Source organism: Nocardiopsis oceanisediminis (assembly GCF_048595525.1).
GTDB lineage: Bacteria > Actinomycetota > Actinomycetes > Streptosporangiales > Streptosporangiaceae > Nocardiopsis_A > Nocardiopsis_A oceanisediminis.
Genome location: NZ_JAFMZJ010000001.1, coordinates 1,310,992 through 1,334,885, shown reverse-complemented (window position 1 = coordinate 1,334,885; position 23,894 = coordinate 1,310,992). Strand labels below are relative to the sequence as shown.

At 75.6% G+C, this 23,894-nt stretch carries 18 protein-coding genes; 6 read left to right on the top strand and 12 right to left on the bottom strand.

Annotated features, from left to right (window positions below):
- Nucleotides 1-677: 677 nt before the first annotated feature.
- The 5 genes from J0910_RS06040 to J0910_RS06020 form a co-directional block, all read right to left on the bottom strand.
- Complete coding sequence (locus tag J0910_RS06040; RefSeq protein ID WP_420157531.1) at nt 678-2,492, bottom strand: trypsin-like peptidase domain-containing protein; 1,815 nt, start codon at nt 2,490-2,492, stop codon at nt 678-680.
- Between the two features lie 297 nt (nt 2,493-2,789).
- Nucleotides 2,790-3,668: a sulfurtransferase gene (locus J0910_RS06035; protein WP_420157530.1), complete on the bottom strand. Its 879-nt coding sequence runs from the start codon at nt 3,666-3,668 to the stop codon at nt 2,790-2,792.
- Between the two features lie 79 nt (nt 3,669-3,747).
- Nucleotides 3,748-4,182 (bottom strand): hypothetical protein, encoded by a 435-nt coding sequence (locus J0910_RS06030; protein WP_420157529.1) that lies wholly within the window; start codon nt 4,180-4,182, stop codon nt 3,748-3,750.
- Nucleotides 4,175-4,540 carry a hypothetical protein gene (locus tag J0910_RS06025; RefSeq protein WP_420157528.1) on the bottom strand — a complete coding sequence of 122 codons (366 nt, stop codon included), beginning with the start codon at nt 4,538-4,540 and terminating at the stop codon, nt 4,175-4,177. The genes J0910_RS06030 and J0910_RS06025 overlap by 8 nt, the downstream gene beginning before the upstream one ends.
- 177 nt (nt 4,541-4,717) lie before the next feature.
- Entirely contained in the window at nt 4,718-5,443 is a 726-nt protein-coding gene (locus tag J0910_RS06020; RefSeq protein WP_420157527.1) for an MIP/aquaporin family protein, read from the bottom strand.
- A 342-nt stretch (nt 5,444-5,785) separates the two neighbouring features.
- Here J0910_RS06020 and J0910_RS06015 point away from each other — a divergent pair, with 342 nt between their 5' ends.
- Nucleotides 5,786-7,918 carry a HelD family protein gene (locus J0910_RS06015; protein WP_420157526.1) on the top strand — a complete coding sequence of 711 codons (2,133 nt, stop codon included), beginning with the start codon at nt 5,786-5,788 and terminating at the stop codon, nt 7,916-7,918.
- A 368-nt stretch (nt 7,919-8,286) separates the two neighbouring features.
- Here J0910_RS06015 and J0910_RS06010 read toward each other — a convergent pair whose 3' ends face one another.
- Nucleotides 8,287-9,105 carry a MerR family transcriptional regulator gene (locus J0910_RS06010; protein WP_420157525.1) on the bottom strand — a complete coding sequence of 273 codons (819 nt, stop codon included), beginning with the start codon at nt 9,103-9,105 and terminating at the stop codon, nt 8,287-8,289.
- A gap of 174 nt (nt 9,106-9,279) precedes the next feature.
- Between J0910_RS06010 and J0910_RS06005 the strand changes: the two genes are divergently transcribed.
- A complete protein-coding gene (locus J0910_RS06005) occupies nt 9,280-9,867 on the top strand; it encodes a dihydrofolate reductase family protein (protein WP_420157524.1) in 588 nt (195 codons plus the stop codon).
- A gap of 90 nt (nt 9,868-9,957) precedes the next feature.
- On the opposite strand, the gene J0910_RS06000 is transcribed toward J0910_RS06005, so the two are convergent.
- The 4 genes from J0910_RS06000 to J0910_RS05985 all read right to left on the bottom strand — a co-directional run bounded on the left by J0910_RS06000 (nt 9,958) and on the right by J0910_RS05985 (nt 15,875).
- The gene (locus J0910_RS06000) at nt 9,958-10,821 is read right to left on the bottom strand and encodes an ABC transporter ATP-binding protein (protein WP_420157523.1); all 864 of its coding nucleotides are present in this window, start codon (nt 10,819-10,821) and stop codon (nt 9,958-9,960) included.
- 40 nt (nt 10,822-10,861) lie between these two features.
- Entirely contained in the window at nt 10,862-11,953 is a 1,092-nt protein-coding gene (locus J0910_RS05995) for a FecCD family ABC transporter permease (protein ID WP_420157522.1), read from the bottom strand.
- Nucleotides 11,950-13,056: a FecCD family ABC transporter permease gene (locus J0910_RS05990; RefSeq protein ID WP_420157521.1), complete on the bottom strand. Its 1,107-nt coding sequence runs from the start codon at nt 13,054-13,056 to the stop codon at nt 11,950-11,952. The genes J0910_RS05995 and J0910_RS05990 overlap by 4 nt, the downstream gene beginning before the upstream one ends.
- 458 nt (nt 13,057-13,514) lie before the next feature.
- Nucleotides 13,515-15,875, bottom strand: a complete 2,361-nt coding sequence (locus J0910_RS05985) for a molybdopterin-dependent oxidoreductase (RefSeq protein ID WP_420157520.1) — start codon at nt 15,873-15,875, stop codon at nt 13,515-13,517.
- A gap of 259 nt (nt 15,876-16,134) precedes the next feature.
- Between J0910_RS05985 and J0910_RS05980 the strand changes: the two genes are divergently transcribed.
- Both J0910_RS05980 and J0910_RS05975 read left to right on the top strand, forming a co-directional pair.
- A complete protein-coding gene (locus J0910_RS05980) occupies nt 16,135-17,073 on the top strand; it encodes an HpcH/HpaI aldolase/citrate lyase family protein (protein WP_420157519.1) in 939 nt (312 codons plus the stop codon).
- Nucleotides 17,074-17,366: 293 nt separating this feature from the next.
- Complete coding sequence (locus J0910_RS05975; RefSeq protein WP_420157518.1) at nt 17,367-18,338, top strand: bifunctional helix-turn-helix transcriptional regulator/GNAT family N-acetyltransferase; 972 nt, start codon at nt 17,367-17,369, stop codon at nt 18,336-18,338.
- Between the two features lie 357 nt (nt 18,339-18,695).
- Here the strand turns inward: J0910_RS05975 and J0910_RS05970 are convergent, their stop codons facing one another.
- Nucleotides 18,696-19,334 carry an NAD(P)-dependent oxidoreductase gene (locus tag J0910_RS05970; RefSeq protein WP_420157517.1) on the bottom strand — a complete coding sequence of 213 codons (639 nt, stop codon included), beginning with the start codon at nt 19,332-19,334 and terminating at the stop codon, nt 18,696-18,698.
- A gap of 89 nt (nt 19,335-19,423) precedes the next feature.
- Between J0910_RS05970 and J0910_RS05965 the strand changes: the two genes are divergently transcribed.
- Nucleotides 19,424-20,038: a TetR/AcrR family transcriptional regulator gene (locus J0910_RS05965; RefSeq protein WP_420157516.1), complete on the top strand. Its 615-nt coding sequence runs from the start codon at nt 19,424-19,426 to the stop codon at nt 20,036-20,038.
- A gap of 149 nt (nt 20,039-20,187) precedes the next feature.
- On the opposite strand, the gene J0910_RS05960 is transcribed toward J0910_RS05965, so the two are convergent.
- Nucleotides 20,188-21,846 carry a glycine/sarcosine N-methyltransferase gene (locus J0910_RS05960; RefSeq protein ID WP_420157515.1) on the bottom strand — a complete coding sequence of 553 codons (1,659 nt, stop codon included), beginning with the start codon at nt 21,844-21,846 and terminating at the stop codon, nt 20,188-20,190.
- Nucleotides 21,847-22,262: 416 nt separating this feature from the next.
- Between J0910_RS05960 and J0910_RS05955 the strand changes: the two genes are divergently transcribed.
- The gene (locus tag J0910_RS05955; protein ID WP_420157514.1) at nt 22,263-23,579 is read left to right on the top strand and encodes an aminotransferase class I/II-fold pyridoxal phosphate-dependent enzyme; all 1,317 of its coding nucleotides are present in this window, start codon (nt 22,263-22,265) and stop codon (nt 23,577-23,579) included.
- The last annotated feature ends 315 nt before the right edge of the window (nt 23,580-23,894 follow it).

Here is a 23,894-nt window from a genome sequence, read left to right as displayed (position 1 = left end):
GGCCCGCCCCCGGCCGGCCCCTCCGGCCCCTTCCGCCGGAGGCGCCCGCACGCGGCCCGGCCCTCTGCTCGTCGGGGACGATACTGTGCGCCCCGCGGCCCCGGCCCCGTTTCTCCATCGGTGTTGCCGACTGTTTACCGAGCGTATGACCCCACTGCGGAAACTGCCAGGAAACGGCAGGCGGCGGCTGCGAATGAGGAAGGAATCCGCAGGCCGCCGCCCTCGGCCGTTTCCGGCCGCCCCCGTATCGGGGGTTCATTCCCCCACTATCCGGTCCAAACGTTTCCCGGTACCGCCCCGTTCCCCTTCCGGCCCCGGTGACCGGGGCGTTTCCCAACCGTGATCCTCGGCGCCCGCGGCTCCGGGGCGCCGTTCCGCGGTGCCGCGGAAGCGGACGGAATGGATTCTCCGCACCGACCGGAGAAGGACCGGCAGAACGGCGGAAGTCCGCCTCCGTTCCCGCCCCGCCCGCGCCGGCCCCGGGGCCCGGCCCCGGAACCCCGCCCTCTTTTTCCGCGTCGGAGTGCGCCGCCCGGCGGCGCGGAGCCGAAGGGCGCGGCGGCGGTCCCCGGGCTCCGGGGCGGCCCCGGGCGCACGGCGGGGGCGCGGCCGCCCCGGCCGCGCCCCCGCTCCCCGTGCCGCCGGGCGGGACAGGACCCGTCCCCGCCCGGCGGAGGTCATCCTCCGATGCTCTCCGAGGACTGCGCCGAGAGGGTCACCTCGGTCCGGTCCGCCTTTCCGTCCCGCTCGTAGCCGATGTCGATCGTGTCGCCGGGCTGCTTGGCGCGGATCGCGGCGATCAGCTCGTCGGGGGTGGCGACGCCCTTGCCGTCCACGGAGGTGATCACGTCGTCCTTCTCCAGGCCGGCCTGGTCGGCGGCGCCGCCCTTGGCCGGCTGGACGATGCGGACGCCGTCGCCCTGCCGCGTCGGGGAGACCGTGGCGTCGATGGCGGCGTAGTCGGCGCTACCGCCCTCGATGAGCTGCTCGGCGATCGGCTCGGCCTGGTCGATCGGGATGGCGAAGCCCAGGCCGATGGAGCCGGCCTCTTCGCCGCCCTGGCCGCCGCCGGTGCCGGCGATGGCGGTGTTGATCCCGATGACCTCGCCGTTCATGTTGATCAGCGGCCCGCCGGAGTTGCCCGGGTTGATCGGGGCGTCGGTCTGGATCGCGTTGATCACCGTCGAGGTGGTCGCCTGGGGCTCCTCGCGCTGCTGCGGGGCGAACGGGTCCTGCCCGCCGCCCCGGCCCTCGCCGCCGGCGACGCCGGTGTTCACCGGCCGGTCGACGGCGCTGACCACGCCCGAGGTGACCGTTCCGGACAGCCCCAGCGGGGAGCCGATGGCCACCACGTCCGCGCCCACCTCGACCTTGGAGGAGTCGCCGAGGGTCGCCGGGGTCAGCCCGCTGACGCCCTCGGCCTCCAGCACCGCGATGTCGGAGACGGCGTCGGTGCCGAGGATCCGCGCCTCGGCGCTGGAGCCGTCGTTGAACCGCACCTGGACGGTGTCGCCCTGCGCACCGGCCACCACGTGGGCGTTGGTCAGGATCTGGCCGTCGGAGCCGATCACCACGCCGCTGCCGCTGCCGCGTCCGGTCTCGATCGAGACCACGCTGGGCAGCACCTTCTCCGCGACCTTGCTGACGCTGCCGGTCGACGTCGAGCTCGCCTGGTTGCCGTCGGCGAGCGAGCTGATCGAGCCGCTCCCGCCGGGCACCAGGTAGGTGGTGGCGAGCGCGGCCGCCGGGCCGACGATCAAGCTGGTGACCAGCGCCGTCGCCGCGGCGACGGCGACCGGCCCGGGCCGCTTCCGCCCGCCCTTCGCGTCGGGGCCCTGCGGGCCGGGGGGCGGCGGCGCCTGGCCGGGCCCGGTCCAGGGCGGCGGGGGCGCACCGGGGCCGCCGGGCGCTCCGGGCGCCCCGCCCGGAGCGGAGTAGGCGGCCGACTCGGGCGGCGGCGCGGCGCCGAAGACCCGGGTGGCCTCCGCCGGCCCGCTCCATCCCCGCCCCGGGCCCCAGGTGTGCCGGGCCCCGGTGTGCCAGCGCAGCGCCTCCGAGGGGCCGCGCTGCCAGTCCGGGCCGCCGTGGCCGGGGGGCGGGGCGGAGCCGGGCGCGCCCGGCTCGGCGGGCGGCACCGGGGCCGACCGCACCGGGCCGGGCGCGGACGGTGCGCCGGCCTCGGGGTGCGGTGCGGAGGCGGCGGGCGGCTCCGGCCGCGGGGCCGCGCCCTCCGGCGCGCCCCCGTCCGCCGGCGGCGCGCCCTGCCCGGCGCCGGGCTCCTGCCGGGCGGCGTCCCGCCGCTCGCCGTCCGCGGCGGGCGGCGGCTCCTCCCGCCCCTCCCCGGTACCGGGACCCGGGCCGGCCGGGGCGCCGCCCTCGGCCTCCGCCCCGGCGGCCTCCCGCCGCTCCTCGTCCTGAGGCGCGAAGTCCCGCTGCCCGGGGGTCCGGGGCTCTTCGCCCGGCGCCGTCCCCTGGGGATCCGTCCCGCTCATCCTGGCACCTCCGGTCGTCTTCCCTGCCTGCGAAGATTATGGGTCGCACGGGTTAGATTCCGGTGAGACGGCGGATAGGCGCGGTTTCGAGGTGCGATCGGCGCGTCGCGCCCGTTCCCGGATGAACGTGGCGGAACATGGTGAACGCCCCTTCCCGCCTCATCCGATCCCACCGCGTGGCCGCCTGCCGACCCAAATACCCAGGCCACGCGGTGCATGCCCGGAGCGGCGCCGGCGCGCGCCCGCCGCTCCCCTCCCCTGCTCCCCCTGCCCCCTCCCCGCGGGCGGGGCCGGCCGTCAGGGGTCGGCGCGCTCCGCGGGGTCGCCGGTCTCGACCGGCAGGGCGGGGTCGGCGCCCCAGGCGCTCCAGGAGCCGGGGTAGAGCCGCGCCCCGGTGTAGCCGGCGCGCTCCAGGGCGAGCAGGTCGTGGCAGGCGGTCACCCCGGAGCCGCAGTAGGCGGTGATGCCGGCGGCCCGGTCGGCGCCGAGCGCGGCGAACCGCTCGCGCAGCCGCTCCGGCGAGGCGAACCGGCCGTCGGCGTCCAGGTTGCCCTGCCATTCCGCGCTGCGCGCGCCGGGGACGTGGCCGGGCCGGGCGTCCACCGGGGCGGGCGCCTCCCCGGTGTAGCGGCCGTGCGTGCGCGCGTCGAGGACGAGCGCGTCGGGGGCGCCCGCCCCCTTCAGCAGCTCCTCGGCGCCGGTGAACCGGTCCGCGGGCCAGGGCCGGGGGGTGCGCCGCCGCGGCTCGGCGGCGGCCTCGCCGGTCTCCAGCGGGCCGGTCCAGGCCTGCAGCCCTCCGTCGAGCACCGCGGCGGGCGAGCCGAGGACGCGCATCAGCCAGACGAGGCGGGCGGCGGTCGATCCCCCGGCGTCGTCGTAGGCGATCACCGCGGTGCCGTCGCCGATGCCCAGCCGGCCGAGCGCGGCGGCGAAGTGCTCCGGGTCGGGCAGCGGGTGCCGGCCGCCCTCCGGGGTGGCGGGGGCGGCGAGGTCCCGGTCGACGTCGGCCCAGACCGCGCCGGGGAGGTGCCCGGCGAGGTAGGCGTCGCGGCCGGAGCGGCCGTCCAGGTACCAGCGGACGTCGACGACGGCGGTGGCCTCCGGCCGCTCGGCCAGGCGGCGGCGGAGCAGGCCGGCGGAGGCGACGGGGGGCAGGTCCAGGTTCTGCTCGGTCATGCGGTCACCCTACGCGGCGGGGTCCGGCGCCCTTCGGGGAAGCGGCGGGGTCCGGCGCCCTTCGGGGAAGCGGCCGGGTTCAGGCCGGGGCGGCGTCGGCGGCCTTCTCCTCGCGGCGCACCCGGCGCAGCCAGAGCAGGCCGAGCACCGGCAGCACCAGCGGGATGAACATGTAGCCGGCGCCGTAGGAGGACCAGACGGTGTCGTCGGGGAAGGCCGCCGGGTCGATCAGGCTGAAGGTGCCCACCGCGAGGACCCCGGCCAGCTCCACCGCGCAGGAGGCGAACGCGATCCGGTGCGAGGTGCGGTCGCTGCGCGCGATGCCGACGGTGGCGATGATGTAGACGATCCCGGCCAGCAGCGACAGCAGGTAGGCCAGCGGGGCCTCGTCGAAGCGGGTGGCGATCTGCACGCCGGCGCGCGCGGTGGCGGCCAGCGCGAACAGGGCGTAGAGGGCGACCAGCACCCGGCCGGGGCCGGAGCGGCTGGTCGCGCCGTTCACGGGGTCAGGCAAGGGCGGGGCTCCAGGTCTGTTCGAGCCGGACCATCAGGACCGGGATGATGAAGCAGGCGAGCGCGATCACCGCGGGGCCCCACCGGCTCCGCTCCATGAAGCCCCAGACCGCGCAGGCCGGGGGCAGCAGCACCACGGTGGCCAGGTAGCCGATGAACGTCACGCCCTCCTCGGGGCCGTCGCCGCCGGCCGCCATCACCGCGGAGACGGCCGCCTGGCCGATGGTGAGCAGCCAGAGCACCGCCATCCCGACCAGGTGCGGGACCATCATGGCCCTGCCGCGGAACGCCTGGATCAGGAACCAGGCGGCCATCACCAGGGACACCGCCTCGATCGTGGTCGTCAACCAGCCGATCACACCCGCACTCCTCGACCGCTTTCCGCAGGACCGACCCCCGGTGAGCGGCCCCGATATGCACTACACAGCGTAGTACGGGTTGCGGAGGGAGGGGACCGGGGGCCGGGCCGGACCGCCGGAGGGCCCGGCGCCGCCGGGAAAGGCGGCTCCGGGCCCTCCGGCCGTGCGGGGCGCCGGTCAGGCCGCCATGTTCTGCACGGCCGCGCCGAGCAGGCCGCCGGCCAGGCCGCCGAGGAGCGGGGCGGCCACCGGGATCCAGGAGTAGCCCCAGTCCGAGCCGCCCTTGCCCTTGATCGGCAGCAGCTGGTGGACGATCCGCGGCCCCAGGTCGCGGGCCGGGTTGATGGCGTAGCCGGTCGGCCCGCCGAGGCTCATGCCGATGCCGACGACGGTGAACGCCACGATCAGCACGCCCACCCCGGAGAGCGCCAGCGCCTGGTTCTGGCCGGTGGCCACCACCAGGAAGAGCAGCGCCATGGTCGCGATGAACTCGGTGATGAAGTTCTGCACCGGGTTGCGGACCTCGGGCTCGGTGGAGAAGATCCCCAGGAAGGGGCCCGGGGAGTCCCGGAACTGGCCGAGGTAGACCAGCCAGACCAGGAAGGCGCCGAGCATCGCGCCGAGCATCTGGGCGATGATGTAGACCGGCACGGTGGCCCACTCACCGGTGGAGGCCGCCAGGCCCAGGGTGACGGCCGGGTTGATGTGGCCGCCGGAGAGCGGCAGCGCGAAGTAGGCCCCCGCCATGACGCCGAAGCCCCACCCGAAGGTGATGAGTACCCAGCCGGTCTCCTTGGCCTTGGACTTGTTCAGCACGTTCGCCGCGACGACGCCGCCACCGAACAGGATCAGCAGAGCCGTTCCGAACAGCTCGCCTACGAAGATGGTCGTGGTTGTCACCATCGCCTCCGATTGCAACGGCGGAAATAACCGACGGATACCCCTTCTGAAGCCCGATCATTGATCAGAAGAGCGCCGCCGCCACCTATTTATTTCATTGTTACCCCGAACAGGACACCACGCCCGGTTCGTCGGCGCGCCGCGCTTTCTTGCCCGAAAACTCATCCAACGGAGACGTATCGGACATTGCATGTCCCGATCGGCTCGGGTAAAGTATCGGCTTCTCTGCGGCGGCTTTGAAAACCGGCGCGCTGAGGATCGGAACGAACCGGCGGACCGGCCGGGGCGGGACCCGCGCACCCGCCGCCCTGGTCCGCCGTCTCCGATCCCGACGCGAGGTGCACCGTGCCCGAGTCCGCCCCCGTTCCCGATTCCGCCGCCCCGGGCGCCACCGGCGAGCTGGCCGCCGAGCGCGCCCGGCTGGACGCCGCCCGCGAGGCGCTCCGCCGGATGCGCGAGGACGTCCTGGCCACCGAGACCCCCGAGGTGTTCGGCGACTGGGTCTCCACCCAGGTGCTCCGCCAGGCCCGGGAGATGCGCGCGGAGGCCCTCGCCGACCTGCCCGGCGCCCCGCTCTTCTTCGGCCGCCTCGACTTCGATCCCGGGACCGTCTTCGAGGACGGCGACGTCCGGGACGGCGCCGACCGGGTGCGGATCGGCCGCCGGCACGTGCACGACCAGGGCGGCCGCGCCATGGTGCTGGACTGGCGGGCACCGATCTCCCAGGCGTTCTACCAGGCCGTCCCGGCCGCCCCGATGCGGGTGCGCACCCGCCGCCGGTACGGGTTCGGCGCCGGCGGGGAGCTCACCGCCTTCGAGGACGAGGACCTCACCGCCCCCGGGCCGGACGCCGCGCCCGGCGGCGCCGAGGAGGCCGCGCCCGGCGGCGGGCTGCTGGCCGCCGAGATCGAGCGGCCCCGCACCGGCCCGATGCGCGACATCGTCGCCACCATCCAGCCCGAGCAGGACGACCTGGTCCGCGCCCCGCTGGAGGCCACGCTGTGCGTCCAGGGCGCCCCCGGCACCGGCAAGACCGCCGTCGGCCTGCACCGCATCGCCTACCTGCTCTACACCGAGCGGCAGCGGCTGGCCCGCTCCGGGGTGGCCATCGTCGGCCCCAACCGCTCCTTCCTCTCCTACATCCGCAACGTGCTGCCCGCCCTGGGCGAGGTGGACGTGGGGCAGACGACCCTCACCGAGCTGCTGGGCATCGTCCCGGTGCGGCGCACCGACACCGCCGAGGCCGCCCGGGTCAAGGGCGGCGCCCGGATGGCCGAGGTGATCCGCCGCGACCTGTGGTCGCTGCTCCGCGAACCGGAGGAGGCGGTGGTGGTGCAGCGCGGCGCGCGCCGCTGGCGGGTCTACCCGGAGGACCTCCGCGAACTCACCGGCGAGCTGCGGGAGCGCGGCGTCGCCTACGAGTCCGGCCGCGGGCTGCTGGAGCACCGCATCGCGCACGCGGTGCTGACCCTGATGGAGGCCGCCGGGGAGGCCTGCGACGACCGCACCCACGACCAGGTCCGCCGGAACCGGGCGGTGCGCTCCGCGGTGGCCGCGATCTGGCCCAAGGCCGACCCGGTCCGGCTGGTCCTCGGCCTGCTCACCGACCCCGGCCGGCTGGCCCGCGCCGCCGAGGGCCTGCTCACCCCCGAAGAGCAGGAGGCGATCCTGCTCCCCGGCCGCCCCCGCGGCCCCAAGAGCGCCCGCTGGTCCGAAGCCGACCTCGCCCTCATCGACGAGGCCGCCTGCCTGATCCGCCGCCCCTCCGGGCTGGGCCACATCGTCCTGGACGAGGCGCAGGACCTCAGCCCGATGCAGTGCCGGGCGCTGGGCCGGCGCTCCCAGGGCGGCTCGATGACGATCCTCGGCGACATCGCGCAGGGCACCGCGCCCGCGGCGGCCGAGGAGTGGGCGGTGCTCCTGCGCCACCTCGGCAAGGAGGACGGACGGCTGCACGTGCTGGACCGCGGCTACCGGGTCCCCGCGCAGATCATCGACTTCGCCGCCCGGCTGCTCCCCCGGATCGCCCCCGGCCTGGGCGCCCCGGTCGCGGTGCGCCGCGCACCGGGCTCGCTGAGCGTGCAGGACGCCGGGGCGGACCGGGTCGGCGAGGCGGCGGTGCAGGCCTGCCGGACCGCCCTGGACGGCGAGGGCTCGGTGGCGCTGATCGCCGCGGACGCCGAGATTCCCGCCCTGCTGGAGGCGGCGCGGGCGGCGGGGCTCTCCCCGGGCCTGCTCGGCGGCGGGGACGGCGAGGAGGACGCACTGGAGGCGCACCGCCTGGTCTGCGTCCCGGCCTCGCTGGCCAAGGGCCTGGAGTTCGACACCGTGGTGGTGGCCGAGCCGGCCGCCATCGCCGCCGCCGAGCACCGCGGCCTGCACCGCCTCTACGTGGTGCTCACCCGCGCGGTGAGCCGGCTGCACGTGGTGCACGCCGCCCCGCTGCCGGACGCCCTGGCCGCGGCCGGCCGGATCTGACGCCCCGGCGCGCCGTCCACGCGGCCGGCCGGGTACGCCGGCCGGCTCCGGTGCGGCGGGTCGGGGAATGCGGCCCGCCGCCCGGCCTCTGAGACCGCTGCCGGGAGAACCCGCCCTGGGGCGATGATCTTGGAGTTGCGGGGCCGTCAGAGCCCTCTGTTGGCCCCGCAACTCCAAGATCATCGGGGGAAGGGGAAGGGCGTGGGGTGTTCCTCCGCGCCCGCCGCCTCTTCTCACCGGCGGTCTGAGGCGCGGGGCCGCCGGCGACGCGTCCGGCGGGGGCCGATGCCCGCGCCGCGGCAGGGGCCGCACCGGGTGTTCCCGGTGCGGGCCCGGGCGCTGCCGGTCAGTACCCTCGCCATGGCCGCTCAGGCCACCGGCTGCTGGAGTTCGGTGACCCAGCCGGCCGGGTCCTCCGGGACCTCCAGGTTGAGTTCGCGCCAGTCGCCGACCGGTTCGCGGCCGTTCTCCTCGATCCAGTGCGCCAGGGCCTGGCTCGCGGGCAGCACGTCGTCCATCGGGCCCCGGTGGACGAGCGTGGCGGCGCGCTCCACCGCGGGCAGCTCCACGATCTCCACCCCGCCGCCCGCCTCGGCGCCGGCGGGGACCGGCAGCCCGGCGTGGACGGCCACCGCGCCGCCGCCCTCCGGCGCGGCCCGGTAGTAGGCCAGCCCCGGGCCGTCCGGGACGACCCCCGCCTCGTCCAGCCTCCGGCACAGCTCCTCGTAGAGCGGCCGGATGACCGGCCCGATCTCCTCCGGTGCGAACCCGGGGGCGGTCCCGGACAGCTCCGCCAGGCGCACCGCGGGCAGCTCCTTGAGCACGGCGTCGTACCGGGACATGAGCCCCTCGCTCTCGATCCCCCGGAGCCGCGCCTCGACCTGGGCCAGCCGCGCCTCCGCCGCCGACCGGGCCTCCTCCAGCTCGGCCCGGCGCAGCCGGAGCATCCCGCGCAGCTCGTCGGTGCCCACCTGCTCGTCCAGGATCGAACCCACCTGGTTCAGGGTGAAGCCGAGCTCCTTCAGCGCGATGATCCGGTTGAGCCGGCTCAGCTGGGCCGCCTCGTAGAAGCGGTACCCGCTGACCGGGTCGACGCGCGCCGGGCGCAGCAGCCCCACCGCGTCGTAGTGGCGCAGCATCCGCACCGACACCCGGCCGTGCCGGGCGAAGTCTCCGATTCCGAACATGGTGCTCCCCAGTAGAGGGCCTGACACGGTGAGAGGGTCAAGCCCACCGCTCCCGGCCGGGGCGGGCGCGGCCGCCGATGACTTCCCGCCCCCGCGGAGGTCTGTACGGTACGGCACCGCGCGGGCCCGGCCGGGCCCGCGCGGGAGGGAACCCACCGGGCGGAAGGGGCGGCGATGGCGGGCACGGCGGACGGGGGCGGCGGGATCGTGCTCTGGCACACCTCGATGTCGCTGGACGGGTTCATCGCGGGCCCGGACGACGCGATGGACTGGGTCTTCGAGTACACCGACGCCGGCGGCGGCGAGGCCGGCGACGTGATGGCGTCGACCGGCGCGATGCTGGGCGGGCGGCGCAGCTACGACGTGGCGCGCCGGGACACCGGGAAGCCCAGCGGGGAGGCGTTCGGCGGCGCCTGGTCCGGTGCCGAGCTGGTGCTCACCCACCGGCCGCCCGGCGACGACCCGCACACCGTCTTCCTCAGCGGCGACGTCCGGGAGGCGGTCCGGCGCGCCCGCGCCGCGGCCGCCGGCAAGGACGTCGTCGTCGGCGGCGCGGACGTCGCCCGGCAGTGCGTCGCGGCCGGCCTGGTCGACGAGGTCCAGGTGCACGTGCTGCCGGTCCTGCTCGGCGCCGGCACCCGGCTGTTCGGCGGCCCGGGGTCGGTCCGCACCGAGCTGGAGCCGCTGTGGGTCCGGCGCTCCGGGGACGCGGTGGTCGTGCGCTACCGGGTCCGCAAGGGCGCCGCCCGGGCCGACGGCTGACCGCCCTCCCCGTGATGATCTCGGCGTTGCGGGGGTATCAGAGCGCTCTGTCACCCCCGCAGCGTCGAGATCATCGGGGCCGGGGGCCGATCAGGCCGAGCGTCGCCGCTCCGCCCCGGCCTCCCCCGCCGCACCGCTCTTCCCGCCGCGGCGGGCGGCGATGCCCCTGCGGTCGACCGGGACGATCATCGGGGTGTGCGTCTCGGGGTCGGGGACGACCCGCACCGGCAGCCCGAAGACCTTCTCCACCAGCTCGTCGGTGACGATCTCGGCCGGGTCGCCCTCGGCGACGACGGCGCCGTCCTTCATCACGATGAGGTGGGTGGCGTAGCGGCACGCGTGGTTGAGGTCGTGCAAGACCGCGACCAGCGTGTAGTCGCGGTCGGCGTGCAGCTCGGCGCAGAGGTCGAGGACGTCGATCTGGTGCGCGATGTCCAGGTAGGTGGTGGGCTCGTCGAGCAGCAGCAGCGGGGTCTGCTGGGCCAGCACCATGGCCAGCCACACCCGCTGGCGCTGCCCGCCGGAGAGCTCGTCGACCATCCGCTCGGCCAAGTCGGAGACGCCGGTGGCGTCCATCGCCTCGCCGATCACCGCCTCGTCGGAGCGGGACCACTGCCGGAGCAGCTTCTGGTGCGGGTAGCGGCCGCGCGCCACCAGGTCGGCGACGGTGATGCCGTCCGGGGCGACCGAGGACTGCGGGAGCAGCCCCAGCCGCCGGGCGACCTCCTTGGAGGGGTAGGAGGAGATGAGCCTGCCGTCCAGGTGCACCGCGCCGCTGGTGGGCTTGAGCATCCGGGACAGCGCCCGCAGCAGCGTCGACTTGCCGCACGCGTTCGGGCCGACGATCACCGTGAAGGAGTTGTCCGGGATGCTGATCCCCAGGTTGCTGGAGATGACGCTCTGGTCGTAGGCCAGGGTCAGGTTCTCTCCCCACAGCCGGGACGGTTCGGACATCGCGTTCTCTCCAAGGTTCACGGGGCGGCGGGGTTCTGCGTCAGGCACGGCCGGTCCGCCATTCACGGTAGAGCAGCCAGACCAGGTAGCTGCCGCCGATGACGGCGGTGACCGCGCCCACCGGGAGCTGGGCCGGCGCCAGCGCGCGCTGGGCCACCAGGTCGGCGACGATCAGCAGCAGGGCGCCCATCAGGGCCGCCCCGAAGAAGGTCGTGCCGGTGGAGCGGAGCAGCCGGCGGGCGAGCTGCGGCGCGGCCAGCGCGATGAACGAGATCGGGCCGGCGACGGCGATCGCGGCGCCGGTCAGCGCGCTCGCCGCGATGAGCGCCGCCGCCTGGGTGGCCTGCACCGGGACGCCGAGCGCGCCCGCGGTCTGGTCGCCCATCTCCATCAGCCGGAGCCGGGGGGCCAGCGCGAAGATCACCGGCAGCAGCACCGCCATGCAGACCAGGACCGCGATGACCTCGGTCCAGCCGCGCGCGTTGAGGCTGCCGATCATCCAGATCTGCGCGGTCTTCGCCTCGGTGAGGTCGGCGCGGGTCAGCAGGTAGTCGCGGACCGACAGCAGCATGGCGCTGATGCCGATGCCGACCAGGATCAGCCGGTAGCCCTGCACCCCGCGCTTCATCGCGAGCAGGTAGACCAGGGCGGCGGTGCCGACGCCGCCGGCCACCGCGCCCAGCGAGACCTGGAGCATGGTGCCGCCGAACAGCAGGATGACGGCGACCGCGCCGGTGGCGGCGCCGCCGGTGAAGCCGATGATGTCCGGGCTTCCCAGCGGGTTGCGGGACAGGCTCTGGAACACCGCCCCGGCCACCCCGAGCGAGGCGCCGACCAGCACCGCGGTCCAGGCGCGGGGCAGCCGGACGTCGCGGACGAAGAACAGGTCCAGCCGCTCGCCGCCGCCGGCCAGCGCCAGCACCACCTTGTCCAGCGGGATCTCGTACTCGCCCACCATGAGCAGGACCGCGAAGACCGCGGTGATCGCGGCGGTGAGCGCGGTGCACACGGCCAGGCCGCGCGGGCGCACCCGCAGCGACAGCCGGTCGCCGAGCCGGAGGGTCCGGGCCGGGCGGACCCGGCCGGAGCGGCTCCGCATCGCGGTTTCGGTGGGGGTCTCGGTCGCCGTCACAGCTGGGCCATCCTCTTCCGCCGGACCAACGCGATGAACACCGGGGCGCCGACCAGCGCCGTGATGATGCCGACCTCCAGCTCGCCGCTGGGCAGCACCACCCGGCCGAGGGTGTCGGCGGCGGTGAGCAGGATCGCGGCGAGCACCGCGGAGTAGGGCAGCAGCCACCGCTGGTCCGGGCCGACGATGGCGCGCGCGACGTGCGGCACGGTGAGCCCGACGAACCAGATCGGCCCGGCGGTGGCGGTGGCCGAGCCGCACAGCAGCACGATCGCCAGGGCCGCCAGCACCCGGGTGCGGTTGAGCCGGGCGCCGAGCGCCGAGGCCAGGTCGTCGCCGAGCGCGATGGTGTTCAGCGCCGGCGCGAGTGCCAGCGCGATCACCACACCGGCCAGCAGGAACGGCCAGACCCTCAGGAACAGTTCGAGGTCGCGCCCGACGAGGGAGCCGACCTGCCAGAAGCGGATCCGGTCGAAGACGAAGTCGTCGAGGGAGATGACCGTGTAGACCAGGCCCTGGAGCACGGCGGCGATCGCGGTGCCGGCCAGGGCCAGCCGCACGGGGGTCGCCTGGCTGCGGCCGCGCGAACCGAGCGCGTAGACCGCGATGGAGGCGACGGCGGCGCCGAGGAAGGCGAACCAGACGTAGGCGTCGGGGCTGGTCACGCCGAACAGGTAGATCGCGAAGACCACGGCGGCGGCCGCGCCCGAGTTCACCCCGAGGATGCCCGGTTCGGCCAGCGGGTTGCGGGTCAGCCCCTGCATGAGGGCGCCGGCCAGGCCGAGCGCCGCCCCGACGAAGACGCCGAGCACCGCGCGGGGCACCCGCAGCTCGAAGATGACGCTGTGGTCGTAGGAGCCGTCGTTGTTCCAGAGCGCGTCCCACACGGTGGACAGCGGGATCGGCTTGGCCCCGACCGAGACGCTCAGGCCGATGCAGAGCAGCAGGACGCCGAGCGCCGCGAGCAGCCCGACCGTGCGGATCACCCGGGTCCGGACATGGCTCCGCGTCCGCTCCTCCAGCGCCGCGGCGGCCTCTTCCCGCCCGACCTCGGCCTTCTCCGCCGGCGCCCCGATGACGGCCGTCGTCCGCTCCGAACTCATCCGGCCCCACCGCGACAGGCGGGGCGGCCCAGCCGCCATCCCAAGGACACAGTCTTCCTCCGGCTCTTCCCGAGCACCAGCCGTCCGACCGGCGCCGGACACCACACACCACCGGAACCCGTGCCCGGGCCCGGCGGTCGACTTAGTAGAGGCTAACCTATCTACGAATCAGGAAAAAGCGGGCGTCGCAGGTGACGCCCTTCACCCCGGGGCCGCGGGAGCGGCGAGCATCCCCGCCGCGGGTGGAGCACGACACCCGCCGCTCTCCCCGCACCGGCCCCGTGGGGCCGTCCCCGCCTGCGCGGGGAGCCCCCTCGTTGAGCTGCGATCCCTCCTCGGCTTGAAGGCGTTCCGGACCGCTTCGCCCACCGCGCCCCCTCCGGGGCCGGGGTTCCCGGCCGGCGCCTTCAGCGCTCAGGGGCGGCGGGGCGGCCCGCTCCGCCGGCCCCGGTCTCCGGCTACTCCCAGCCCTCGGCGTCCTGCTGCTCCAGGGTGATGATCACCGGCGGCTCCAGCGCCCGGACCGGGGGGAGGTCTCCCTGGTGGCGGGTGACCTCCACCAGGACGTGCTGGCCGGTGCAGCCCTGGGCGAGGCCCGAGGTGCCGACGACCGAGGTGAGGGCGTTCGGGTTGCCGTGGGCGCAGGTGATGCCGGGCGCGGACGGGTCGTACCAGGCCCCGGTGGAGAGCTGGGCGACGCCGGGGCGCAGGGCGTCCGAGACGCGCACGCCCGCCAGCAGGCTGCCGCGGTCGTTGTGCACCCGGACCACGTCGCCGTCGGCGAGGCCGCGGGCGGCCGCGTCGTCGGGGTGCAGCCGGAGCGGGGCCCGTCCGGCGATCTTCTGGCCGCGGCTGTAGGCGCCCATGTCCTGCTGGCTGTGGAGCCGCCCGGAGGGCTGGTTGGCCAGGAGCAGCAGCGGCCAGCGCCGGGAGCGCGGCGAGCCCGGCCGTTCCTCCCCCGGCAGCCACACCGGGTAGCCGGGGCAGTCCGGCAGGTCGAAGGCCTCGATGGTGGCGGAGAACAGCTCGATCCGGCCGCTGGGCGTCTGCAGCGGCGCGGCCACCGGGTCGGCGCGGAAGTCGCCGAGCAGGGCCTCGTCCTCGACCCGGCCGGGCAGGTCGACCGAGCCGGCCTCCCAGAACGCGTCGTAGTCGGGCAGGTCGGCGGCGAACTCCTCTTTCTGCCGCTTCCGCCACTCCTCGTACATGTGCCGCCGCCACTCCTCGGCGGTGCGCCCCTCGGTGAAGTCGCCCTCGCGGCCCAGCCGCGCGGCCAGCCCCCGGTAGATCTCGTACTCGTCGCGCGCCTCGCCGTGCGGCGGGACCGCCCTGGGCATCGCGCGCAGCCGCAGGTCGCCCCGGCTGGCCGCCATGTCGTCGCGCTCCAGGGTGGTGGTGGAGGGCAGCACGATGTCGGCGTGGCGGGCGGTGGCGGTCCAGTGCGTCTCCACCACCCACACGGTCTCCGGGCGGCCGAACGCCTTGGTCAGCAGGGCCAGGTCCTGGTGGTGGTGGAACGGGTTGCCGCCGGACCAGGCGACCAGTCTGATGTCGGGGTAGGTGAGGTCCTCGCCGTCGCAGACGAAGGCGGCGCCGGGGTGGAGCAGCATCTCGGCGGTGCAGTTGACCGGGATGTACCGGTCGACCGGGTTGGCGCCCTGCGGGAACCGGGGCAGGCCGCCGGGGGTGGAGCCGCCGCCGTAGCGCCCGGTGGAGCCGTAGCCGGTGGCGAACCCGCCGCCGGGCAGGCCGATCTGGCCGAGGCAGGCGGCCAGCGCCAGGCCGGCCCACATCGGCTGCTCGCCGTACCGGGCGCGCTGCACCGACCAGCCCACGTTGACCAGGGTGCGGCCGGAGGCCATCTCCCTGGCCAGGGCGCGGATCCGGGACGCCGGCAGGCCGCTGGCCTCCTCGGCCCACTCCGGGCTCTTCACGACGCCGTCGATCATGCCCATGACCGAGCGGCGCACCACCTCGGCGCCGACCGTGCAGCGGTCCAGGAAGTCCCGGTCGGCCAGGCCCTCGTCGAACAGGACGTGCACGAGGGCCAGCAGCACGGCGGTGTCGGTGCCGGGCGAGACCGGCAGCCACTCGGCGTTCATCTCGTCGATGGTGTCGTCGCGCAGCGGGCTGACCGACACGGTGCGCACGCCCGCGGCGGCGGCCTTCTCCATCGCGGGCAGGGCGGTGCCTTCGGCGCGGCCGCCGGAGGAGATCCACATGTTGGAGGCGCGCAGGCCGCCGAAGGTCACGATGAGGTCGGTGTGCCGGGCGATGGCCTTCCAGGACGGCGGCCGCTCCAGCAGGTCGTGCGCGGCGGGCGCGCCCAGCAGGTGCGGGAAGAGCACTTCGACCACGGCGTGGCTGTAGGTGTTGCGGCTGCGGGTGTAGCCGCCGATGGTGTTGAGGAAGCGGTGCAGCTGGCTCTGCGAGTGGTGGAACCGGCCCGCGCTGCCCCAGCCGTAGGAGCCGCCGAAGACCGCCTCGGCGCCGTGCTCGCCGTGCACCCGGCGCAGCTCGCCGGCGAGCAGGTCGAGCGCGGTGTCCCAGTCGACCTCGACGAACTCGTCGTCGGGGGCGCCGCGGCGCGGGTTGGGCCCCGGGCCGCGCTCCAGCCAGCGGCGGCGGACCGACGGACGGGCGACGCGGGTGGCGTGGTGCTGGGCGTCGGGGGCGTTGCCGATCAGCGGCGAGGGGGCGGGGTCGTCCGGGTCGGGCCGGACCCCGACCACCCGGTCCCCTTCGACCAGGACCTGGTAGCTGCCCCAGTGCGAACTGGTCGGATATGCGACGGCCTCGCTCTGCGACCGGTTGCTCATCGGTCCCCTCTCCCCGCGCTGCGGACGCTCGGCGGACTCCCCGCGCCTGGAATGCACCCTATTGTTCCTTTCTCCGTGTGCCCACCCCCGTACGGCGCCGCGGGCCCGCCCGTCCCGTCCGTCCCGGGCGGAGCCGCGTGCAGCGCCGCATGCGGCGCCGTTCGAAAGGGCTGACGCTCCGGGGCCGCTCCGGGTTTGCGAGCATGTCCGTGCGCGGCGCGCCGCGCCTCCCGTTCGGTCGATCCCCAGGAGTGGAAACATGGCTGCGGCTCCGTCCCGGTCGCGTCGGTCGGTCCTCGCCGTCCCCGCGTCCAACCCCCGGTTCATCGAGAAGGCGCGCGACCTCGCCGCCGACGCCTTCTTCCTGGACCTGGAGGACGCGGTGGCGCCGTCGGAGAAGGAGCGGGCCCGGGAGGCGGCGGTGGCCGCGCTCAACGAGGGCGGCTGGGGCGGGCGGACCCGAACCGTCCGGGTGAACGACCTGGGCACCGCCTGGACCTACCGGGACGTGATCGCCCTGGTCGAGGGCGCCGGCGCCGAGCTGGACTGCCTGGTGCTGCCGAAGGTGACCGAGGCGGCGCACGTGCGGTGGCTGGACCTGCTGCTCACCCAGGTCGAGCGGGCCGCCGGGCTGGAGCCGGGGCGGATCGGCATCGAGGCGCAGATCGAGGACGCCCGGGGGGTGGCCGAAGTGGACGCCATCGCCGCCTCCTCGCCCCGGCTGGAGGCGCTGGTCTACGGCCCGGCCGACTACATGGCCTCGATGAACATGCGCACGCTGACCGTCGGCGGGCAGCCGCCCGGCTACGGCGCCGACGCCTACCACTACGTGCTGCTGCGCATCCTCACCGCCGCCCGGGCCAACGGCCTCCAGGCCATCGACGGCCCGTACCTGCAGGTGCGGGACGTCGAGGGGTTCCGCGCCTCGGCCGGGCGCACGGCGGGGCTCGGCTACGACGGCAAGTGGGTGCTGCACCCGGCCCAGGTGGAGGCCGCCAACGAGGTGTACGCCCCGGACCAGGCCGACTACGACCGAGCCGAGCGGATCCTCGACGCCTACGAGCACGCCACCACCGTGCAGCGGCGCGGCGCGGTGATGCTCGGCGACGAGATGCTCGACGAGGCGTCCCGGAAGATGGCCCTGGTCATCGCGGCCAAGGGGCGGGCGGCCGGCCTGCGGCGCACCCCGGAGGCCTGACCCGGCGGCGGGGCGGCGCCCGACCCGGCGCCGCCCCTTCCCGTTCCCGCCGGAACGGCCCGGTCGGTCCTCCGGGCGCCCGCTCCGAGGTGCCGAGCGGCCCCGCGCGGGGCCCGCGCCGACCGGTGCGCCCCAGCGGACCGCCGGTGCGGCCGGCGGCCGCGCGGTCCGAGCGGGCCCCGGCGGGCGGCCGCGCCGGAACCGGGCGGCGGACAGGCCCGCGCAGGCCTTGTCTTCGGCGGCCCGCCGCGCGAGAATCGTTGACAGAGTCAATGACTTTGATCGGGGCAGCCATGGATTCCCTGGAGAGCACCGCGTCCGTTCCGGCCGGGACCGCCGTCCCCGCCGCCGACATCGCCCGGCTCCGCGCCTTCAACCGCTTCCTCACCGCCCGCGTCGGGGCGCTCGACCCCGGCCACCTCGGCTCGCCCTGGTCCCTGACCGAGGTGCGCACCTTCCACGAGCTGCTGCACCGCGGCCGCTCCGAGACCTCCGACCTGCGCCGCGCGATGGACATCGACGCCGGCCAGCTGAGCCGGGTGCTGGCCCGGCTGGAATCGGCCGGGCTGGTCGCCCGCGCCCCCTCCCCCGCCGACGGCCGGCGGAACACCGTCGAGCTGACCTCGGCGGGCGCCCGCGCCGCCGCGCTGATGGACGAGCGCGCCGACGCCAAGATCGGCGGCCTGCTCGCCGCGCTCGCCCCGGAGGAGCGCGCCCGGCTGGCCGGGGCGCTGAACACGGTGCGGACGCTGCTCGGCTCCGGCCGGCCGGGCGGCGACGGCGCCCCGGCCCCGGTGCTGCGCCCGCTCGCCCCCGGCGACCTGGGCTGGGTGCTGGACCGGCACGGCGCGCTCTACGCGCAGGAGTACGGCTGGGGCGCCGACTACGAGGCGCTGGTCGCGAGGCTCATCGCCGACTTCGCGACCGGGCACGACCCGGAGCGGGAGCGCGGCTGGATCGCCGAGCTCGGCGGCGAGCGGGTGGGCAGCGTGTTCTGCACCCGGGCCGACGACGAGACCGCGAAGCTGCGCCTGCTGCTGCTCGAACCGGCCGCCCGGGGGCACGGCCTGGGGCGGCGGCTGGTGGAGGAGTGCATGGACTTCGCCCGCGAGGCCGGCTACCGCCGGATGACGCTGTGGACGCAGTCCTGCCTGACCGCCGCCCGCTCCATCTACGCCCGCGCCGGGTTCACCCTGCGGGAGTCCCGCCCGCACCGGGACTTCGGCGACGGCCTGGTCTCCGAGGTCTGGGACCGGGAGCTCTGAGGGCCGGACCGGTTCGGGCGCCCGGAGTGTCCGACCGCGGGTCGGGAGAGGCCGGGATCCGGGGCTCAGCGCCGCCGCGGCCGCTGCGGGCCGTGCGCCGCCGGGCCGCCGTCCCACTTCCTCATCGGTCTTGACGCTGCGGGGCGGTCCGCTGCCGAGCACTCCGGGCGGCCACCTGCATACCCGACGGTCCCCGCGGGGCGGGCCGTGCGGGCGCCCGCACGGCCCGCCGCGCAAGGCGCCCGCCCCCTCCCCCGCCCTCGCGGTGGTCGTGGCGTCGCGGCCCTGCCAGAGCGCTCTGGCAGGGCCGCGACGCCACGACCACCGGGGAAGGGGGGCGGGCCCCGGGCCGGCGGGTCAGTAGGCGACGCCCACCGCGGTGCGGAACCGGGCGGGGTCGGTGAGCACGGCCAGTGCCGCGTCGGCCACGTCGGCGCGGCCGATCCGCAGGCCGCCGCGGACGTTGGCGCCGTCGCTCATCCGGTACCGGCCGGTGCGCGGGCGGTCCAGCAGCATCGGCGGGCGCAGCACCGTCCAGTCCAGGCCGCTGCCGGCCAGCACCTCCTCCATCCGGAGCGAGTCGGCGCGGGGGTGCCGCAGCACCCTGGTCAGCAGCGGCTTGACCGCGAACCGGGTGAACGGCCCGTCCCCCTCGGCGGTGACGGTGGCCGCGCTGATCGCGACGATGCGGCGCACCTCCGCGGTGCGCATCGCCTCGACCGCCGCGCGGGCGCCCCGCTCGCAGACGGTGGTGGGCTCGGAGGCCCCGCCCCGGCCGCCCAGCGCGGAGACCACCGCGTCGGCCCCCTTGACCGCGGGCAGCAGCGAGGCGGGGTCGAGGGCGTCGGCCGCGGCCGTGTCGAGCCGGTCGTGCCCGTCCAGCCGGGCGCGGACGCGGTCCCGCACCACCGCCGTGACCTCGTGGCCCGCCGCCAGGGCCTGGGCGACGACCTCGCGGCCGACCCCGCCGCCGGCTCCCAGAACGGTGATCCTCATTCCCGGACGCCTTTCGGGTAGTGAGCGTTTACTCACCACGACTATGGTGGTGAGCGCCCACTCACGTCAATACCGGGAACGGACATCGCATGGCGGGAACCCGCGACGCGGTCCTCGACGCCGCCGAGCGCGTGATACGCGAGCACGGCGCCGCGCGCGCCACCACCAGGCTCATCGCCAGGGAGGCCGGCTACTCCGAGGCCACCCTGTACAAGCACTTCTCCGACAAGCACGAGCTGTTCCTGAACGTGCTCACCCGGCAGACGCCGGAGTTCGGCCGGCTGATGGGCGGCCTGGGCCGGCGGGCCGGAACCGCCCCGGTCCGGGAGGTCCTCGAGGAGGTCGCGCGCATCGCGGTCGACTTCTACGCCCGGGCGGTGCCGCTGGGCGCCTCGCTGTTCTCCGAGACCCGGCTGCTGGACGACTACCGGACCCGGCTCGCCGAGTGGGGGGTCGGCCCGCACGTCCCGGTGGACAACCTCGCCGCCTACATCGCCGCCGAGCGGGAGCGGGGCCGGCTGCGCCCCGGGACCGACGCCCGCGCCGCGGCCGCGCTGCTCCTGGGGGCCTGCTTCCAGCAGGCGTTCTTCTCCCACCTGACCGAGGCGGTCCGGGCCGCCGACGACCCCGCCGCCGACCCGGTCCCCGCCCTGGTGGCGACCTTGCTGGACCCGCTGCTTCCGGACCCCGCAGAGCGGGGCTGACCGGCGGCGCGGGCTCCGGTGCGCGGCGCACGGGGCGGAGTGCGGAAAGGCCCCCGCTCCGGGCCGGGGCCCGCCCGGAGCGGGGGCCGGCCCGGCGCCCCGAGCGCCGGGCCGGGCGGCGGGCCCGTGGGGGAGCGGGCCCGCCGGGTTCAGGCGCGGTAGTGCAGGATCCCCCAGGCCAGGGAGCCGGACTCGCCGCCCCGGACCCAGTTGCGCAGCCCGGTCTTCATCCGGGTCAGGTAGGCCTCGCTGATCTTCCCGGCCAGCTCGGCCCCGCGCGCCTCGGTGACCTCCAGCACCCGCCCGTAGTGCCGGGGCAGCTGCTCGCTGAGGTCGTCGAAGCCGACCTTGGACATGCCCAGCCGGGCGGTCTCCCGGTCGTAGAAGCCGGGCGTGCCCATGGTGTCCAGGTGCAGCCGCTCCAGGATGGGGCGGAGCTCCTTCTGCGGGGCGCCGTCGGCGGCCATCGGGTCGGTGAAGACGAAGTGCCCGCCGGCGCGCAGCACCCGGGCCACCTCCTCCAGCACCCGGGGGCGGTCGCCGCTGTGCAGCAGGGCGTCCTGGGACCAGGCCACGTCGAAGGCGTTGTCCTGGAAGGGGATGTCCTCGAAGGAGCCGTCCACCACCTCGATCAGGTGGTCCAGCCCCGCCTCCTGGTTGGCCCGGCGGTTCCGCTCGTTCTCCACCTCGCTGAGGTTGAGGCAGGTGACCCGGCAGCCGTAGGTCCGGGCCAGGTAGCGCGCCGACCCGCCGTAGCCGGAGCCGATGTCGATGACCCGGGTGTCCGGGCCGATCCCCGGCTTGGCCGCCATCCGCTCCACGGTGCGCCGGCTCGCCTCGGCGATGTCGCCGTCCGCGGACTCGTACAGCCCGATGTGGATGTCGGTCCCGCCCCACACCGAGTGGTAGAAGGTGTCGGCGTCGGAGGAGTTGTAGTAGTCCCGCGCGGTGCGCACCGCCGCCGAGTACCGCTCCGCCGGGTCGCCCCCCTCGCGCAGGTAGGCCTTCTCCGCGATGTGGATGAAGAAGTCCGGCTCGTCGCCCTGGTAGGTCTCCTGGAAGTCGCCGTAGGTGTCCACCTGCTGGAAGCCGACCTCGCGCAGCAGCCGCCGCATGTAGTTCTTGCGCAGCGGGAACATGTTGAGGTGGTAGGTGGAGGCGTCGGGGAACCGGTAGACGAACCGCGCCAGGCCCTCGTCGACGTGCTCGGGCTCGGCGGAGACCTCCTCGCCGCAGTAGTAGTAGGTGTGCTTGTTGCCGTACTTGCCGTCCAGCAGGGCGTCGTAGTTGCGCTGGTCGATGATGAGCACGCCGTCGTGCTTGAGCATCGCGTAGAACTCGGCCAGCGCCTTGCGCCGGTCCCGCTCGGAGAACAGGTGGGTGAACGAGTTCCCCAGGCAGATGATCGCGTCGTAGGTGCCGTGCACGTCCCGGTTGAGCCAGCGCCAGTCCGCCTGGACCACCCGGAGGATGTGGCCGCCGTAGCTCTGCCCGTTGGAGAACGCCTTGGCCAGCATCTCGGGGCTGCCGTCCGCGCTGACGGTCTCGAACCCCTCCTCGACCAGGCGCACCGAGTGGAACCCGGTACCGGTCGCCACGTCGAGGACCTCGCGCACACCTCGCTCTTTGAGCTGATCGATGAAGAAGCGGCCCTCGCTCTCATAGCGGCGCTTCCAGTCGATGAGCTCGTCCCACTTGTCGACGAACCCGGTCACGTATTCGGCTTTGTAGTGGTCGGTGTCGCGAACGGCTAGCGGGTCGTCTCCAAAACGCTGCTGATCCTGCCCTTTGATAGGTCGACTCCTCACACTAGAACACCCTGCGGCGAGCGCGGCACACTGCGCCGAGGGTGAAACTTCGCGTATATATATTGAAAAGCACGAACCACCCCCTAATTCAAGGGGCCTCCCGACAAGAAGGAGTTAACGGGCAGGTCAGGCCGGATAAAATCATCCGGCCGGGCAGCATGATCGACACCGGGACAACACCGCCGGACCCGCGCCCGGGGCACCGCGGGTTCACCAGAGCGCAACGATGAATCGCACCGCGCAACAGTTTGCGCCGACATCGCGGATTCATTCCCGGGAAATGCCCCGAGAATATCCGGGAATCCCCTCCCGTGCTATAATGCGCGCCCGGGTGCGGCGTGGGCCGCGCGGCGCCCGGTGGGCGCCGGCCGCCCGCCGGGTGCGCCCGCAGTGCCGAACTGCTGGATAATGCGGGCATGGTCATCACCGGACGGGGTTCGCACGAGATCGCCGACAGCGTGGAACGGGAGATCGCCGGCGGTGCCCTGGAGGCGGGCACGGTCCTTCCCCCCATCCGGGACCTCGCGGGCGACCTCGGCGTCAACCCGAACACCGTCGCCGCCGCCTACCGGCTGCTCCGCGAGCGCGGCCTGGTGGAGACCGGCGGACGCCGGGGGACCCGGGTCCGGCCCCGGCCCGCCGCCGCCCCGAGGGAGACCGGCCCCGGAGCGGTCCCGCCGGGGACCCGCGACGCCGCCACCGGCAACCCCGACCCGCGGCTCCTGCCCGACCTGGCCGCGGTCCTCGCCGAGGTGGCCCGGAACCGCGCCGGCCGCACCCCGACCCTGTACGGCGACCCCCCGGTGCTGCCCGCCATGGAGCAGGCGGCGCGCTCCCTGCTCGCCTCCGACGGCGTGCCGACCGACGCGCTCACCGTGACCTCCGGCGCGCTCGACGGGATCGACCGGGTGCTCCGCTCCGCGCTGCGCGCGGGCGACGCCGTCGCCCTGGAGGACCCCGGCTGGCCCAGCGAGTACGACCTGCTCGCCGCCACCGGACTGAAGAACGTCCCGATGGCGGTGGACGACGAGGGGCCGCTCCCCGAGGAGCTGGCGGCGGCGCTGCGCTCGGGGGCGCGCGCCGTGGTGCTGACCAACCGGGCGCAGAACCCGACCGGGGCGGCGCTCGGCGCGGAGCGGGCGGCCGCGCTCCGCGCGGTGCTGGCCGAGCACCCGCAGGTGCTCACGATCGAGGACGACCACGGGTTCGACCTGGTCGACCTGCCCTTCCACGGCGTCTTCGGGGCCACCCGCCGGTGGGCGGTGATCCGCTCGGCCGCCAAGGCCTACGGGCCGGACCTGCGGCTGGCGATGCTGGCGGGGGACCTGGTGACGGTGGACCGGGTGCGCGCGCTGATGCAGACCGGCCCGGGGTGGGTGAGCCACGTGCTCCAGGAGGCCTTCGTGGAGCTGCTGCGGCGCCCTCGGATCGGCGCCCGGGAGGCCGGCCGCTCCTACGCCGCCCGCCGGGACGCCCTCATCGCGGCGCTGGCCGAGCACGGGCTGCCGGCCCGGGGGCGGTCCGGGCTGAACGTGTGGGTGTCGGTGCCGGACGAGGCCGCGGCCACCGCGGGCCTGCTCGCCCGAGGCTGGGCGGTCACCCCGGGCCACCGCTTCCGCGCCTCCGCCGGCCCGGCGCTGCGGGTCACCGTCTCCGCCCTGGACGTCGCGGACATGCCGGAGCTGGCCCGCGCCATAGCCGCCTCGGTCCGCCAACCGGGCCCGGCCGTCTGACCCGCACCCGGCCCGCGCCTCCGCCGGGTCCGCGGACGGCCTCCCGGTGCTCTTCGGCCGGGCTCTCCGCCCGGTCGGCATGCCCGACGGCGGGGCCGCCCGGGAGAACCGGCCCCGGCGCTCTCCCCGGCCTCCGCCCGGTCGGCCCGCGCGGCGGCAGGGCCGCCCCGTCCGGCTCGGCGGACGGCGGCGTCCCGGAGCGTGCGGCGGGCGGCCTCTCCCGCTCTTCCTCCGCCGCCCCTCGGTCCTTGGGGCCCGACCGCCGCCGGGGCGCTGCCGCACCGGCCCGGCGGGGCCCGCTGCGGACGGGCGACC

Excerpts from the sequence above, each read along its gene's own strand:
- J0910_RS06040 (WP_420157531.1), bottom strand. The coding sequence starts at position 2,492 with ATGAGCGGGACGGATCCCCAGGGGACGGCGCCGGGCGAAGAGCCCCGG.
- J0910_RS06035 (WP_420157530.1), bottom strand. The coding sequence starts at position 3,668 with ATGACCGAGCAGAACCTGGACCTGCCCCCCGTCGCCTCCGCCGGCCTG.
- J0910_RS06020 (WP_420157527.1), bottom strand. The coding sequence starts at position 5,443 with ATGGTGACAACCACGACCATCTTCGTAGGCGAGCTGTTCGGAACGGCT.
- J0910_RS06010 (WP_420157525.1), bottom strand. The coding sequence starts at position 9,105 with ATGTTCGGAATCGGAGACTTCGCCCGGCACGGCCGGGTGTCGGTGCGG.
- J0910_RS06005 (WP_420157524.1), top strand. The coding sequence starts at position 9,280 with ATGGCGGGCACGGCGGACGGGGGCGGCGGGATCGTGCTCTGGCACACC.
- J0910_RS06000 (WP_420157523.1), bottom strand. The coding sequence starts at position 10,821 with ATGTCCGAACCGTCCCGGCTGTGGGGAGAGAACCTGACCCTGGCCTAC.
- J0910_RS05990 (WP_420157521.1), bottom strand. The coding sequence starts at position 13,056 with ATGAGTTCGGAGCGGACGACGGCCGTCATCGGGGCGCCGGCGGAGAAG.
- J0910_RS05985 (WP_420157520.1), bottom strand. The coding sequence starts at position 15,875 with ATGAGCAACCGGTCGCAGAGCGAGGCCGTCGCATATCCGACCAGTTCG.
- J0910_RS05980 (WP_420157519.1), top strand. The coding sequence starts at position 16,135 with ATGGCTGCGGCTCCGTCCCGGTCGCGTCGGTCGGTCCTCGCCGTCCCC.
- J0910_RS05975 (WP_420157518.1), top strand. The coding sequence starts at position 17,367 with ATGGATTCCCTGGAGAGCACCGCGTCCGTTCCGGCCGGGACCGCCGTC.
- J0910_RS05970 (WP_420157517.1), bottom strand. The coding sequence starts at position 19,334 with ATGAGGATCACCGTTCTGGGAGCCGGCGGCGGGGTCGGCCGCGAGGTC.
- J0910_RS05965 (WP_420157516.1), top strand. The coding sequence starts at position 19,424 with ATGGCGGGAACCCGCGACGCGGTCCTCGACGCCGCCGAGCGCGTGATA.
- J0910_RS05955 (WP_420157514.1), top strand. The coding sequence starts at position 22,263 with ATGGTCATCACCGGACGGGGTTCGCACGAGATCGCCGACAGCGTGGAA.